The organism is Nocardioides scoriae, from assembly GCF_900104965.1.
In the GTDB taxonomy this organism is placed as follows: domain Bacteria; phylum Actinomycetota; class Actinomycetes; order Propionibacteriales; family Nocardioidaceae; genus Marmoricola; species Marmoricola scoriae.
The window spans coordinates 1,574,148-1,587,090 of sequence record NZ_LT629757.1 but is presented as its reverse complement, the minus strand read 5'-3'; the positions used below and the strand labels follow the sequence as shown (position 1 = coordinate 1,587,090).

At 74.3% G+C, this 12,943-nt stretch carries 13 protein-coding genes; 10 read left to right on the top strand and 3 right to left on the bottom strand.

Features of this window, described 5'->3' with window-relative positions:
• Positions 1–32: 32 nt before the first annotated feature.
• Both cofE and cofD read right to left on the bottom strand, forming a co-directional pair.
• Positions 33–1,049, bottom strand: a complete 1,017-nt coding sequence (cofE, locus tag BLU55_RS07580) for a coenzyme F420-0:L-glutamate ligase (protein ID WP_172833884.1) — start codon at positions 1,047–1,049, stop codon at positions 33–35.
• A complete protein-coding gene (cofD, locus tag BLU55_RS07575) occupies positions 1,046–2,164 on the bottom strand; it encodes a 2-phospho-L-lactate transferase (RefSeq protein ID WP_091733589.1) in 1,119 nt (372 codons plus the stop codon). The genes cofE and cofD overlap by 4 nt, the downstream gene beginning before the upstream one ends.
• Positions 2,165–2,295: 131 nt before the next feature.
• Here cofD and BLU55_RS07570 point away from each other — a divergent pair, with 131 nt between their 5' ends.
• A complete protein-coding gene (locus BLU55_RS07570) occupies positions 2,296–2,556 on the top strand; it encodes a WhiB family transcriptional regulator (RefSeq protein WP_091727953.1) in 261 nt (86 codons plus the stop codon).
• A 49-nt stretch (positions 2,557–2,605) separates the two neighbouring features.
• Here BLU55_RS07570 and BLU55_RS07565 read toward each other — a convergent pair whose 3' ends face one another.
• On the bottom strand, positions 2,606–3,022 hold the full coding sequence (locus BLU55_RS07565) for a metallopeptidase family protein (protein ID WP_231917102.1): 417 nt from the start codon (positions 3,020–3,022) through the stop codon (positions 2,606–2,608).
• Between the two features lie 50 nt (positions 3,023–3,072).
• On the opposite strand from BLU55_RS07565, the gene BLU55_RS07560 reads away from it, so the two are divergent.
• From BLU55_RS07560 to BLU55_RS07520, 9 genes are all read left to right on the top strand, one after another.
• Complete coding sequence (locus tag BLU55_RS07560) at positions 3,073–3,432, top strand: DUF3499 domain-containing protein (protein ID WP_091727948.1); 360 nt, start codon at positions 3,073–3,075, stop codon at positions 3,430–3,432.
• A 38-nt stretch (positions 3,433–3,470) separates the two neighbouring features.
• Complete coding sequence (locus BLU55_RS07555; protein WP_091727945.1) at positions 3,471–4,889, top strand: phosphomannomutase/phosphoglucomutase; 1,419 nt, start codon at positions 3,471–3,473, stop codon at positions 4,887–4,889.
• Positions 4,890–4,891: 2 nt separating this feature from the next.
• The gene (locus BLU55_RS07550; protein WP_157682780.1) at positions 4,892–5,062 is read left to right on the top strand and encodes a Trm112 family protein; all 171 of its coding nucleotides are present in this window, start codon (positions 4,892–4,894) and stop codon (positions 5,060–5,062) included.
• Positions 5,063–5,090: 28 nt separating this feature from the next.
• A complete protein-coding gene (locus tag BLU55_RS07545; protein WP_091727939.1) occupies positions 5,091–6,110 on the top strand; it encodes an SIS domain-containing protein in 1,020 nt (339 codons plus the stop codon).
• 19 nt (positions 6,111–6,129) lie between these two features.
• Positions 6,130–7,095, top strand: coding sequence for a cation diffusion facilitator family transporter (locus BLU55_RS07540; RefSeq protein ID WP_091727936.1), 966 nt, complete (start codon positions 6,130–6,132; stop codon positions 7,093–7,095).
• A 148-nt stretch (positions 7,096–7,243) separates the two neighbouring features.
• Positions 7,244–8,683: an adenosylhomocysteinase gene (gene ahcY, locus BLU55_RS07535; protein WP_091727934.1), complete on the top strand. Its 1,440-nt coding sequence runs from the start codon at positions 7,244–7,246 to the stop codon at positions 8,681–8,683.
• Between the two features lie 4 nt (positions 8,684–8,687).
• Positions 8,688–9,407, top strand: coding sequence for an MtrAB system response regulator MtrA (gene mtrA / locus BLU55_RS07530; protein WP_091727931.1), 720 nt, complete (start codon positions 8,688–8,690; stop codon positions 9,405–9,407).
• On the top strand, positions 9,385–11,145 hold the full coding sequence (gene mtrB, locus BLU55_RS07525; RefSeq protein WP_091727929.1) for an MtrAB system histidine kinase MtrB: 1,761 nt from the start codon (positions 9,385–9,387) through the stop codon (positions 11,143–11,145). Before mtrA ends, mtrB begins: the two co-directional genes overlap by 23 nt.
• Positions 11,142–12,884, top strand: coding sequence for an LpqB family beta-propeller domain-containing protein (locus BLU55_RS07520; protein ID WP_091727925.1), 1,743 nt, complete (start codon positions 11,142–11,144; stop codon positions 12,882–12,884). The genes mtrB and BLU55_RS07520 overlap by 4 nt, the downstream gene beginning before the upstream one ends.
• Positions 12,885–12,943: the final 59 nt, after the last annotated feature.

Below are 12,943 nucleotides of genomic sequence, written 5' to 3'. Positions count from 1 at the left end.
GCCTTCGCTCGGGTGTGGTCGAGGTGCGCAGTCTACGGAGCGGTCGGTGAGAACCAGACGGAGTCCCCGGGTCCGTCCCCGGGTCCGCCCCCGGTGTCGCTGAAGGGACCCCACGCGTGGGCGTGCGCCACCAGCCGGGCGCGCTCCAGGGCGACCACCTGGTCGCGCACCCCGGAGCCGTGCGGCAGGTCCACCCGCACGACCGGGGTGCCGAGGCCGTCGGTGGCAGGGCCGTCGGTGGCGCGGGCGTCGATGCCGCAGGAGGCGAGCGCCTCGACCAGCTCCTCGGGGGCGGCCGGGGCGCCGAAGCACGCCTGCTCGCGCCCGCGCACGGCGGCCACGACGGCCTCCCGGGCGCCGAGGGCGAACATGTCCTGCTCGCGGGGTCGCAGCAGCGGCCGGGCGCCGGGGCCGTGCTCGCCGGCCGGCAGCACGCGGGCGCCCAGGCCCCGCACCACGGTGACGGGGCGGCCGCCGAGCTTGCCGGTGACCAGCTCGGCGAGGGAGGCGACCTCGTCGGCGACCGCGGGGGCCGTGACGACCAGCGGGTTGCCGTAGCCGTCGGTGCGCCCCGAGAGGTCCTCCAGCGGCAGCAGGCCCGCGAGGCCGAGGGCGAGGTCGGTCTGGCCGGTGCGCCAGGCGCGGCCGGCCGTGTCGGTGACCACCACGGCGACGTTGGTGCCGCGCTCGCGCGCGAGGTCCTCGCGCAGCCGGCGGGCCGACCCGTCGGGGTCGAGCGGCAGCAGCACCACGTGGTCGGCCGCGACGTTCGAGGCGTCGACCCCGGCGGCGGCCATCACCAGGCCGAGGCGGTTCTCCACGATCCGCGTCGGGCCGCGCCTCGCGACGACCCGCACGGTCTCCTCGGTGATCGCCTCGTCGCGGTCCTGCCGGCGCACGCGTCCCTCGGCCTTGCTCACCACCTTGCTGGTCACCACGACGACGTCGCCGTCGTCGAGCTCGACGCCCGCCAGCAGGTCGGGCAGCGGCGTGCCCTCGCCGACCTCGCCGATGCCCTCGACCGGCCAGGCCCGCAGGCCCTGGCTCACGCGTCGGTGCCGGCGCGCCCGGCTGCGGTCCCGGTGGCGACCTGGCTCGCGAGGCCCAGGGCCTCGCCGACGAGGTCGGCCGTGGCGTCGGCGTCGGTCATCCACAGCGGCACCGCGCGGGCGGCGATGCCGGCGGCCTCGATGCGGGGCAGGGCGGGGGCGTCGACCTCGTCGACCAGCCACCCGTCCAGCACGCCGGGGCGACCGGGCTCGGCGGGTCGCGACCGCGCGCCGTAGTGCTCCGCGACCCCTGCCGCCGACACCTCGACGCCGACGACGCCGAGGAGCTGGCGGGCCATGCCGCGCACGTGGTCCTTGCCGATGATCCCCGAGACCCCGACGACGGGGGCCGGCGTCGAGGCCAGCGCCTCGCGGATGCCGGGCACGCCGAGGATGGTGCCGACCGAGACGACCGGGTTGGACGGAGGCACGAGCACCACGTCGGCCTGCGCGATCGCGTCGAGCACGCCGGGGGCGGGGGTGGCGTCCTCGATGCCGATCGGCACGACCGCGTGGGCGGGCACCTCGGCGTGGTGGCGCACCCAGTACTCCTGGAAGTGCACCGCCCGCTGCTCCCCGGTGTCGGGGTCGTCGACCACCACGTGGGTCTCGACGCGGTCGTCGGTCATGGGCAGCAGCTCCACGCCGGGCTCCCAGCGGCGGCACAGCGCGGTCGTGACGGCCGAGAGCGGGTAGCCGGCGTCGAGCATCTGGGTGCGGACGAGGTGGGTGGCCAGGTCGCGGTCGCCGAGGCCGAACCACGCCGGCCCCACGCCGTACGCCGCCAGCTCGTCGCGGGCGTTCCAGGTCTCGTCGCGGCGGCCCCAGCCGCGCTCGACGTCGATGCCGTCGCCGAGGGTGTACATCACGGTGTCGAGGTCGGGGCAGACCTTGAGGCCGTGCAGCCACCAGTCGTCGGCGGTGTTGGTCACGACGCTGATGCGGGGGCTCGCGCCGTGGCGCGCGGCGAGGTGGAGCAGGCCCTGCAGGAAGCGGGCGCCGCCGACCCCGCCGGAGAGCACGGTGACGTGGGTGGGGAAGGTGTCGGGAAAATCGAGACCGGATCGGCGCGGGCGTTCCGCTCCAGAGGCGGGCGTGTCGGGCGAAGAGGACATGTCCACAGTGTGTACCAGTAGGGCCCTCTACCACTGTTCCGCTTGACGGCACGTGCGCGACAGGCATGTAATCACACCAGTGTGGTTATCAACTCGGTCCGTCAGGATCGCAGGGTCGAAGGGGCGGAAACGTGCGCGAACTGTATGTGCTGGACGGCGACGGAGTCGGTGAGGACGCCGGGTGGCAGGAGCGGGGTCTGTGCGCTCAGACCGACCCCGAGGCCTTCTTCCCGGAGAAGGGCGGGTCCACGCGTGAGGCCAAGAAGGTCTGCCTCACCTGCGAGGTCCGCCAGGAGTGCCTGGAGTACGCCCTGGGCAACGACGAGCGTTTCGGCATCTGGGGCGGCCTGTCGGAGCGCGAGCGGCGCAAGCTGAAGAAGCGCGCGGTCTGATCCCACGCCCCGTGGCGGCGGGGCAGGGGAGGAGCGGCGTCGGCCGGGCTCAGGGCTCGTAGTCGGGGTGGACGTCCTCGGGCGGCACGCCGAGGTAGTCGGCGAGCTGCTCGACCACGACGGTGAGCACCAGCGCCTCGAGCTCGACCAGCGTCTCGACGCGGTGCTCGAGCGGACGGCGGTAGAGCACCAGCCGCGGCGGCGTGGCGGCGGTGCCGCCGACGAACGACGTGAGCGGCACCCGCGGTGCGACCCAGCTCGGCGGCACGACCGGCGCGTCCTCGACGGCGAGCTCGACGCGGGACAGCTCCTCGGTCCAGCGCGACTCCACGTCGGCCATCACCGAGACCGCCACCCGGTCGAAGCGCTCGCGACGGCTCAGGGCGGCCGGCACCGGTCCCCGAGGAGCGCCCGGGCCGTACGCCGGTCCCCGCATCCCGCGTCCGCGCCGGTCCCGTGTCGTCACGACCGCGAGCCTAAGGGCGCCGAGGTCCGCCACCGGGTAGCGTCGCCGCCGTGGGTCTCCTCCGTCGTTGTTCGCGCACCGCGTGCGGTCGTCCCGCCACCACCACGCTGACCTACGTGTACGCCGACCAGACCGCCGTCGTCGGCCCGCTGGCGACCTACGCCGAGCCGCACGCCTACGACCTGTGCGACGCCCACAGCGAGCGCCTCTCGGCGCCCAGGGGCTGGGAGGTGCTGCGGCTGCAGCGCGACGACCGGCCCGGTCCGAGCTCCGACGACCTGCTCGCCCTGGCCGACGCCGTGCGCGAGGCGGCCCAGCCCCGGCCGGCCGCGCCGGTCGAGACGGCCCCCTCGCCGCAGCGCGAGGGCGTGCGCCGCGGCCACCTGCGCTCGCTGCGTCCCGAGGCCTGAGCGTCGGGGGTCCGGCCCGACGCCGATAGGCTCGGGCCATGTCGAGCCAGCCGCCCGTCCCGTCCCCGCCGTCCTCGCAGCAGCCGGGGGGCGCCGCGCGCCCGACCCGGACGGTCGCCGAGCTCGACCGGGTCTTCAAGGCCTACGACGTGCGTGGCCTCGTGCCCGAGGAGGTCGACGAGGACCTCGCCCGCGCGGTCGGCAACGCCTTCGTCACCGTGCTCGGCACCGACGCGGTCGTGGTGGGTCACGACATGCGGCCCTCCTCGCCCGGGATGGCACGCGCCTTCGCCGAGGGGGCGGCCCTCGCCGGGGCCGACGTCACGCTCATCGGCCTGGCCAGCACCGACCAGCTCTACTTCGCCTCGGGCCACCTCGACCGGCCGGGCGCGATGTTCACCGCCAGCCACAACCCGGCGCAGTACAACGGCATCAAGCTCTGCAAGGCCGAGGCCGCGCCCGTCGGCCGCGAGACCGGCCTGGTGGAGATCCGCGACCTCGTCGCCGCGGGCGACCTGCAGCAGGCGGCGACGCCCGGCACGGTCGACGAGCAGGACCTGCTGACGGCGTACGCCGACCACGTGCTGGCGCTCGCGCCGGTGCGCGGACGTCGCCTGAAGGTGGTCGTGGACGCCGGCAACGGCATGGCCGGGCTCACGGCCCCCGCCGTGCTGGACCGCCTCGACGTCGAGGTGCTGCCGCTCTACTTCGAGCTCGACGGCAGCTTCCCCAACCACGAGGCCAACCCGATCGAGCCGGACAACCTGCGCGACCTGCAGGCGGCGGTGCGCGAGTCCGGCGCCGACATCGGCCTGGCCTTCGACGGCGACGCCGACCGCTGCTTCCTGGTCGACGAGCGCGGCGAGCTGGTCAGCCCCAGCACCCTCACGGCGCTGATCGCCAGCCGCGAGCTCGCCAAGGAGCCGGGCGCCACGATCATCCACAACCTCATCACCTCGCGCGGGGTGCCCGAGATCGTCGAGGAGCTCGGCGGCGTGCCGGTGCGCACCCGGGTCGGGCACTCCTACATCAAGGCGGAGATGGCCCGCACCGGCGCCATCTTCGGCGGCGAGCACTCCGGCCACTTCTACTTCCGCGACTTCTGGCGCGCCGACTCCGGGATGCTCGCCGGGCTGCACGCCCTCGCGGCGCTGGCCGAGGCCGACGGGCCGCTCTCGCAGGTGCTGGCCCCGTGGGCCCGCCACGTCGCGAGCGGCGAGATCAACTCCACGGTCGCCGACCAGGCGGCCGTCGTCGCCGAGATCGAGCAGACCTGGGGAGCGCTCCCGGGGACCTCGGTCGACCACCTCGACGGCCTCAGCGTCGTCCACGACGACTGGTGGTTCAATGTGCGCGCGTCCAACACCGAGCCGCTGCTGCGGCTCAACGCCGAGGGACGCGACCAGGCCACCATGGAGCGGCTGCGGGACGACGTCCTCGCCGTGATCAGGAGATGAGCATGAACCTCGACCCCCGCCTGCTCGACGTGGTCGTCTGCCCGGCCTGCCGGTCCTCGCTGGCGGCCGACGAGGCCGCCTCGGAGCTCGTCTGTGCCGGCTGCGGCCGGGCCTACCCGGTCCGCGACGACATCCCGGTGCTGCTGGTCGACGAGGCCCGCACCCCCTCCTGACCCACCCACGCGATCCCGAGGACCGGCTGTGACCTTCGACGACGGACTGCTCGACGACGACCAGGCGCTGGCCCGGGTGGACGCCCGCCTGCGGCACCTGGCCGAGGGCGGTGCCCGCGTGCGCCGCGAGGCCGCCGCGGCCGAGGAGGCGCTCGCCGAGGCGCTCTCCTCGCTCTCGGAGAGCCAGCCCCGCGCCGTCGTGGCGGCCGGGCCCGACTCCCGGCTGCTGCGGGCCGTGCTGGAGCCGGTGTGCCCGGTGCCCTTCGTGGCCTGGCCCGCCCCCGGCCTCCCCGGCTGGACCGGCAGCCTCGACCTGGTGGTCGTGCTGGCGCCGGTCGGCGACGACCCCGGCACGGCGGCCGCGGTCGCCGAGGCGGTGCGTCGCGGGGCCCAGGTGGTGGTCGCCGCCCCGACCGGCTCGCTGGTGGCCGACCACGCGGCGGGCCGCTACTCGGTGCACCTGCCGACCCAGACCACCGACCAGCTCGCCGTCGCCGTCTCGGTGCTCGACCTGCTCGACCGGGTGCACCTGGGTCCCCAGACCGACCCGGGCGTGGTGGCCGACGCCCTCGACGAGGTCGCCGTGGCGTGCAGCCCGCACCGCGACCTGGCCACCAACCCGGCCAAGATCCTGGCCATCGGCATCGCCGAAGCCGACCCGGTGCTGTGGGGCGGCACCGTCCTGGCCGCGCGCGCCGCGCGTCGCGTCGCGGAGTCGGTGCGCCGGGCCACCGGCCGCACCGCCCTGGCCGCCGACGCGGAGCAGCTGCTCGCCGTCCTCGAGGCGGCGGCGCCCGCCGACGTCTTCGCCGACCCCTTCGCCGACCCGACCCACGAGCCCCGGCCGGCCCTCGTCCTGCTGGACGACGGGTCGCAGGACCCCGCCGTCGCGGCCACCCGCGACACCCTGGTCCGCGCCGCCCAGGACCACGGGGTCCGCGTCGAGCGGATCACCTCCGAGGCCCCCAGCGACGTCGCGCGGTACGCCGCGATGCTCTCGACCGGCACCTACGCCGCGACCTACCTCCAGGTGGGCCTCGACGGCTGAGCGGGTCTACGCTCCGGTCATGTCGACCGAAGGCGGCACCAAGGCCGTCCTGGCGGCGCTGCTGGCCAACACCGGCATCGCCCTGACCAAGTTCCTGGCCTGGGCCCTGACCCAGTCCTCCTCGATGCTGGCGGAGGCGATCCACTCGGTCGCCGACTCCGGCAACCAGCTGCTCCTGCTGCTCGGCGGGCGCAAGGCCCGCAAGCACGCGGACGCCGAGCACCCCTTCGGCTACGGCCGCGAGCGCTACGTCTACGGCTTCATCGTCGCGGTCGTGCTGTTCAGCGTCGGCGGCCTGTTCGCGCTCTACGAGGCCTACCACAAGTGGCACGAGGTGCAGCAGGACCCGGGCGACCTGGGCCAGCTCGACGGCCGGTGGTGGTGGGTGCCGCTCGTGGTGCTCGGCGTGGCCATCGTGATGGAGGGCTTCAGCCTGCGCACCGCCGTGCGCGAGGCCAACCACGCCCGGGGGGAGGCGACCCTGGTCCAGTTCGTGCGACGGGCCAAGGCCCCGGAGCTGCCCGTCATCCTGCTCGAGGACTTCGCCGCCATCACGGGCCTGAGCTTCGCGCTGCTGGGGGTCGGCCTGACCCTGGTGACCCGCAACCCCGTCTTCGACGTCCTCGGGACCGCGCTCATCGGCCTGCTGCTCGTCGTGGTGGCCGTGGTGCTGGCGCTGGAGACCAAGAGCCTGCTGCTGGGGGAGGCGGCCAGCCCCGAGGCCCAGCGCACCATCCGACGGGCCCTGGAGGAGACCGACGGCATCGACGGCGTCATCCACATGAAGACGCTGCACCTGGGGCCCGACGAGCTGCTGGTGGCGGTGAAGATCGCGGTCACGGCCAGCGACACGGCGGCCGAGGTCGCCGACGCCATCGACCGGGCCGAGGCCGCGGTGCGCGCCGCGGAGCCGACGGCCCGTGCGATCTACCTCGAGCCGGACCTGCGGCGTCCGGCTTTGGGCTCCGACACCGGGGTTGCGTAGACTCCTGCCTGCGCCTTTCGCACGAGATCGTGGTCTGACGCCTCGACGGGTCGCCCCACCCCGCCCGCAGTGCTGCTGCGGGCCGCGTCACCCGACGCGGGCGGTCGTCCGAGACCCGACCCACACCCTCTCCTGACAAGGACCCCCCATGGACTTCAAGGTCGCCGACCTGACCCTGGCCGACTACGGCCGGACCGAGATCGAGCTCGCCGAGCACGAGATGCCCGGCCTGATGGCGATGCGCGAGCGCTACGGCAAGGACAAGCCCCTCGCCGGCGCCAAGATCGCGGGATCGCTGCACATGACGATCCAGACCGCCGTGCTCATCGAGACCCTCGTGGACCTCGGCGCGGAGGTCCGCTGGGCCTCCTGCAACATCTTCTCCACCCAGGACCACGCCGCGGCCGCGGTCGTCGTGGGCCGCGACGGCACCCCCGACGCCCCCGCCGGCGTCCCGGTCTTCGCCTGGAAGGGCGAGTCGCTGGAGGAATACTGGTGGTGCACCCAGCAGATCCTCGACTGGTCCTCGCAGGGCGCCGACGAGCTGCCCAACATGATCCTCGACGACGGTGGCGACGCCACCCTGCTGCTGCACCTCGGCGTCCAGGCCGAGAAGACCGGCCAGGCACCCGACCCCGCCACCGCCGGCAGCAACGAGCAGCGGATCATCTTCGAGGTCCTCGGCGCGCAGCTCGCGAAGAGCACCGACCACTGGGGCCCGATCGCCAACTCGGTCAAGGGCGTCACCGAGGAGACGACCACCGGGGTGCACCGTCTCTACGAGATGATGCGCGACGGCAAGCTGCTCTTCCCGGCGATCAACGTCAACGACTCGGTCACCAAGTCCAAGTTCGACAACAAGTACGGCTGCCGCCACTCGCTCATCGACGGCATCAACCGCGCCACCGACGTCCTCATCGGCGGCAAGGTCGCGGTCGTGGCCGGCTACGGCGACGTCGGCAAGGGCTGCGCCGAGTCGCTGCGCGGCCAGGGCGCGCGCGTGATCGTCACCGAGATCGACCCCATCTGCGCGCTCCAGGCGGCGATGGACGGCTACCAGGTCGACACCCTCGAGAACGCCCTGCCGCACGCCGACATCATCATCACCTCGACCGGCAACAAGGACGTCGTGACGCTCGAGCACATGCGGGCGATGAAGCACAACGCGATCGTCGGCAACATCGGTCACTTCGACAACGAGATCGACATGGCCGGCCTCGAGGCCGACGGCGTCGCGCAGCGCAAGAACGTCAAGCCGCAGGTCGACCTGTGGACGTTCCCCGACGGCAAGGCGATCATCATCCTGTCCGAGGGGCGCCTGATGAACCTCGGCAACGCGACCGGCCACCCGTCGTTCGTGATGTCGAACTCGTTCACCAACCAGGTCCTCGCGCAGATCGAGATCTTCACCAGGACCGAGGACTACCCGGTCGGCGTCTACGTGCTGCCCAAGCACCTCGACGAGGAGGTCGCGCGGCTCCACCTCGGTGCGCTGGGGGTCAACCTCACCACGCTCACCGACGACCAGGCCGCCTACCTGGGGATCCCCGCCGAGGGTCCCTACAAGTCCGAGCAGTACCGCTACTGACGTCGTGGCGCAGCACGAGGTGGTCGAGCGCCCCCGGGTCCTCGTCGTCGACGACGACGCGGCCCTGGCGGAGATGCTGACCCTCGTGCTGCGCACCGAGGGGTTCGTGAGCGAGGTCGTCACCCGTGGCGACCTCGCGCTCGACGCGTTCCGGTCCTTCCGCCCCGACGTGGTGCTGCTGGACCTGATGCTGCCGGGCAAGGACGGCGTCGACGTCTGCCGCGAGATCCGCGCCGAGTCCGGCGTCCCGATCGTGATGCTCACCGCCCGCAGCGACACCGTCGACGTCGTCGTGGGGCTGGAGTCCGGCGCCGACGACTACGTCGCCAAGCCGTTCAAGCCCAAGGAGCTCGTGGCGCGGATCCGCGCCCGGGTCCGCCGCTTCGAGGTGCCGGCGCCCGCGACCCTGCAGATCGGCGACCTGTCCATCGACGTGGTCGGCCACGAGGTCACCCGGGCGGGCGCCCCCATCGGGCTGACGCCCCTGGAGTTCGACCTGCTGGTCTGCCTGGCCCAGAACCCCCGCAAGGTCTTCACCCGCGAGGTGCTGCTCGAGCAGGTGTGGGGCTACCGCCACGCCGCCGACACCCGCCTGGTCAACGTGCACGTGCAGCGCCTGCGCGCCAAGATCGAGAGCGACCCCGAGAACCCCACCATCGTGGTGACGGTGCGCGGCGTCGGCTACAAGGCAGGCTCGACCGATGACCCCGCCGGCGAGGCCTGAGACCCGGCTCGACCGGGCGCTCGCGGCCGGTCGGCGCCTGCCCCGCGCCACCCTGGGGTTCTGGCGCCGCTCGCTGCGCACCCGCGTCGTCACCGCCATCGTGGTGCTCAGCGCCCTGGTGGTCGGCTCCGTCGGGGTGATGGTGACCCGCCAGATCTCCGACGGCCTGGTCCAGGGCCGCGTCGACTCGTCGGTGGCCGAGGCCCGCACCGAGACCGCCATCGTGCGCGAGCGGCTCGGCTCCGCGGGAGGCAACGACTTCGACCCCGAGACCCAGCTGCGGCTGCTGGTCGAGACGCTGGTGGCCCGCGGCGACGCCAAGGGCTTCGAGGTCGTGGTCGAGGGCCCGGTCGGCGACGGGGCGGCGCCGTCGGGCGTGCGGACCACGCCGGAGGTCGACCCGGTCAGCGTGCCGGAGTCGCTCGGGTCGGTCGTCGAGCAGGGCCGCGACGAGCTGGCCTGGACCTTCACCCGGATCCGCTACCTCGGGCTGGACGCGCCCGAGTCGCAGCCCGGCGTCGTGGTCGGCTCGACCGTGGTGCTGCCCTCGGACGGCGGCAGCTACGCGCTCTACTACCTGTTCCCGATGGGGGAGGAGCAGCAGACCCTGACGCTGCTGCGCCAGGTGCTCCTCGTGGCGGGGCTGGTGCTGCTGCTGCTCATCGCCGGGGTGGCGCTGCTGGTCACCCGGCAGGTGATCACGCCCGTGCGGCTCGCGCGGCGCGTGGCCGAGCGGATCGCCTCGGGCCGGCTCGAGGAGCGGATGCAGGTCAGCGGCGAGGACGACATCGCCCGCCTGGCGACCTCGTTCAACCAGATGGCCGAGGCCCTGCAGTCGCAGATCCGCAAGCTGGTCGAGCTCTCCCGGGTGCAGCGCACCTTCGTCTCCGACGTGTCCCACGAGCTGCGCACCCCGCTGACGACCGTGCGGATGGCCGGCGACATCATCCACGACGCCCGCCACGACTTCGACCCCGTGACGGCCCGGGCCGCCGAGCTGCTCCAGGGCGAGCTCGACCGCTTCGAGAACCTGCTCGCCGACCTGCTCGAGATCAGCCGCTTCGACGCCGGGGCGGCCGTACTCGAGGTCGAGGACGTCAACCTCGGCGACATCGCCCACCGCGTCGTCGGGGCGACCAGCCCGATGGCCCGCCAGCGCGGGGTCCCCCTCGAGGTGGTCGACGAGGGCGTGTTCATGGTCGAGGCCGACGTGCGCCGGGTCGAGCGGATCGTGCGCAACCTGGTCACCAACGCCATCGACCACGCGGACGCCGAGGGCGTGCAGCTGCGGCTGGCCACCGACGGCACCACCACGGCGCTGACCGTGCGCGACCACGGCGTGGGCCTGGAGCCCGGGCAGTCGGCCATGGTCTTCAACCGGTTCTGGCGCGCCGACCCCGCCCGCGCCCGCACCACCGGCGGCACCGGCCTCGGCCTGGCGATCGCGCTCGAGGACGCCCGCCTCCACGGGGGCTGGCTGCAGGCCTGGGGCACGCCCGGCGGCGGTGCCCACTTCCGGCTGACGCTGCCCCGGCGCGCCGGTGACGCCGTCACCCACAGCCCGCTGCCCCTGGTGCCCGACGACCTGCGGATCTCGCCCCGGCGCGCGCCCGTGGCCCCGGGGAGCCCGACCGTCCCCGCGACGGGACCCGCGACCGGTCCTGCGACCGGTCCCGCGACCGGCCCCGGCGCCGCCGACCCGGCCGCCGCCGGCCCGTCCCCGCGGAGGCCGACGTGACCCGCCGCGGCCCGGTCCTGCTGACGGTGCTGGTCGCCGTGCTGCTGCTCCTCGCCGGCTGCTCGACGCTGCCCGAGTCGGGGCCGGTGCGACGCCAGGCCGCCGACCGGCCCGACCAGCGCCTGGACGCGCCGTACTTCAACCCGCCGGGGCCCGCCGAGGACGGCTCGCCCGCGGCGATCGTCTCGGGCTTCCTGGTGGCGATGCAGGCCAACCCGCTGTCCACCAAGGTGGCCCGGGAGTTCCTCTCCGAACGGGCCTCGGCGTCGTGGCGGCCCAACCGCGGGACCATGGTCTACGAGGCCTCCACGGTGACCCCGTCCGCCGGCGGCGCCGACGTGCGCCTGTCCGACGTGCGCCGGCTGGACTCGCGCGGCGGGTGGCGCAACGACCCGCCGGGCCGCTCCACCACCCTGGGCCTCGACCTGGTCTCCGAGGGCGGCCAGTGGCGCATCGACAACCCGGTCGACGCGCTGGTCGTGCCCACGTCGTTCTTCAACCGCAGCTTCGAGCGCTTCGACCTCTACTTCTTCGACCAGACCGGTCGCACCCTGCTGCCGGACCCCGTCTTCATCCCGCGGGGGGAGCAGTCGGCCACCAACCTGGTGCGCGGCGTGCTCGCCGGCCCGGGCCCGGCCCTGTCCGAGGTCACCCGCTCCGCCTTCCCGCGCGGCACCGGTCTCGACCTGTCGGTCGTGGTCACCGAGAGCGGCGTGGCCGAGGTGCCGCTGACCCGCGACGTGCTGCGGGCACCCCCCGAGGACCTCGAGCGGGCCGTCGACCAGCTGGCCTGGACGCTGCGGCAGGTGCCGGGCATCGAGCGGGTCCGGCTGACCGTCGGCGGGGCCGCGGTGCCGCTGCCGGGCGGCAGCATCGACGCCTCGGTGCTCAGCGGCGACGACTACGACGCCGCGGGCACCACGGAGCCCGTGCTGCACGGGCTGCGCAACGGCCGCGTCGTGGAGTTCTCCACCGGGTCGGCGCGCTCGGTGCCGGGTCCGCTGGGCAAGCCCGGCTACGCGATGCGCTCCCTGGCCGTCAGCGAGGCCCCGGCACAGGTCTCGGCCGTCTCGGCGGACGGCACGACCGTGTTCCAGGCGCTGCTCGACGGCGCCACCGACGACACCCCGGTCACCCGGGTGGTCGACGGCACCGACCTGCTGCGGCCGTCGTACGACCTGTTCGGCGACCTGTGGATCGTCGATCGGAGCCGCAGCGGCGCGCGGGTGCTGGTGGTCTCCTCGGGCCGGGCCCGGGCGCTGGACGTGCCCGGCGTCAGCGGTCGCGACGTCGTGGCCGCCACCGTGTCGCGCGACGGCACCCGGCTCGCGGTCGTCCTCGGCGGGGACCGGCCCGGCGAGGTGCGGGTCGTCGACGTGCTGCGCACCGACGAGGGCCAGGTCGCCGGCACCGGTCGGACGCGGGTGTTCCGGGCGAGCACCGACGGCGCGGCCGTCGTCGACGTCGGGTGGCGCGACCCCGGCACCCTGGCCGTCCTGACCCGTCCCTCGCGCGAGACCAGCCGGGTCGCCTTCCTCTCCTCCGACGGCTCGCCCGTCGAGCCGGGGCTGGTGGAGCCGAGCCTGTTCCGCGGTGTCGGCACCGCCCTGGCCGTCTCGCCGCAGCTGGAGGTGCCGCTGCGGCTCGTCGACTCCCGGCAGCAGCTGTTCACGCTCAGCGACACCGGCACCTGGCCGCTGACCAGCAGCAAGATCTCGGCCGCCGACTACGCGCCCTAGCCGCCCGCACCACCGTCGTGCCTGCCGCCCCGGCCGTCCACAGCCCCGGGCGGACCGGC

Bases quoted from the DNA above. Each gene is read 5' to 3' on its own strand.
- cofD (WP_091733589.1), bottom strand. From the start codon at position 2,164: ATGTCCTCTTCGCCCGACACGCCCGCCTCTGGAGCGGAACGCCCGCGC.
- BLU55_RS07555 (WP_091727945.1), top strand. From the start codon at position 3,471: ATGTCGAGCCAGCCGCCCGTCCCGTCCCCGCCGTCCTCGCAGCAGCCG.
- BLU55_RS07550 (WP_157682780.1), top strand. From the start codon at position 4,892: ATGAACCTCGACCCCCGCCTGCTCGACGTGGTCGTCTGCCCGGCCTGC.
- BLU55_RS07540 (WP_091727936.1), top strand. From the start codon at position 6,130: ATGTCGACCGAAGGCGGCACCAAGGCCGTCCTGGCGGCGCTGCTGGCC.
- ahcY (WP_091727934.1), top strand. From the start codon at position 7,244: ATGGACTTCAAGGTCGCCGACCTGACCCTGGCCGACTACGGCCGGACC.
- mtrB (WP_091727929.1), top strand. From the start codon at position 9,385: ATGACCCCGCCGGCGAGGCCTGAGACCCGGCTCGACCGGGCGCTCGCG.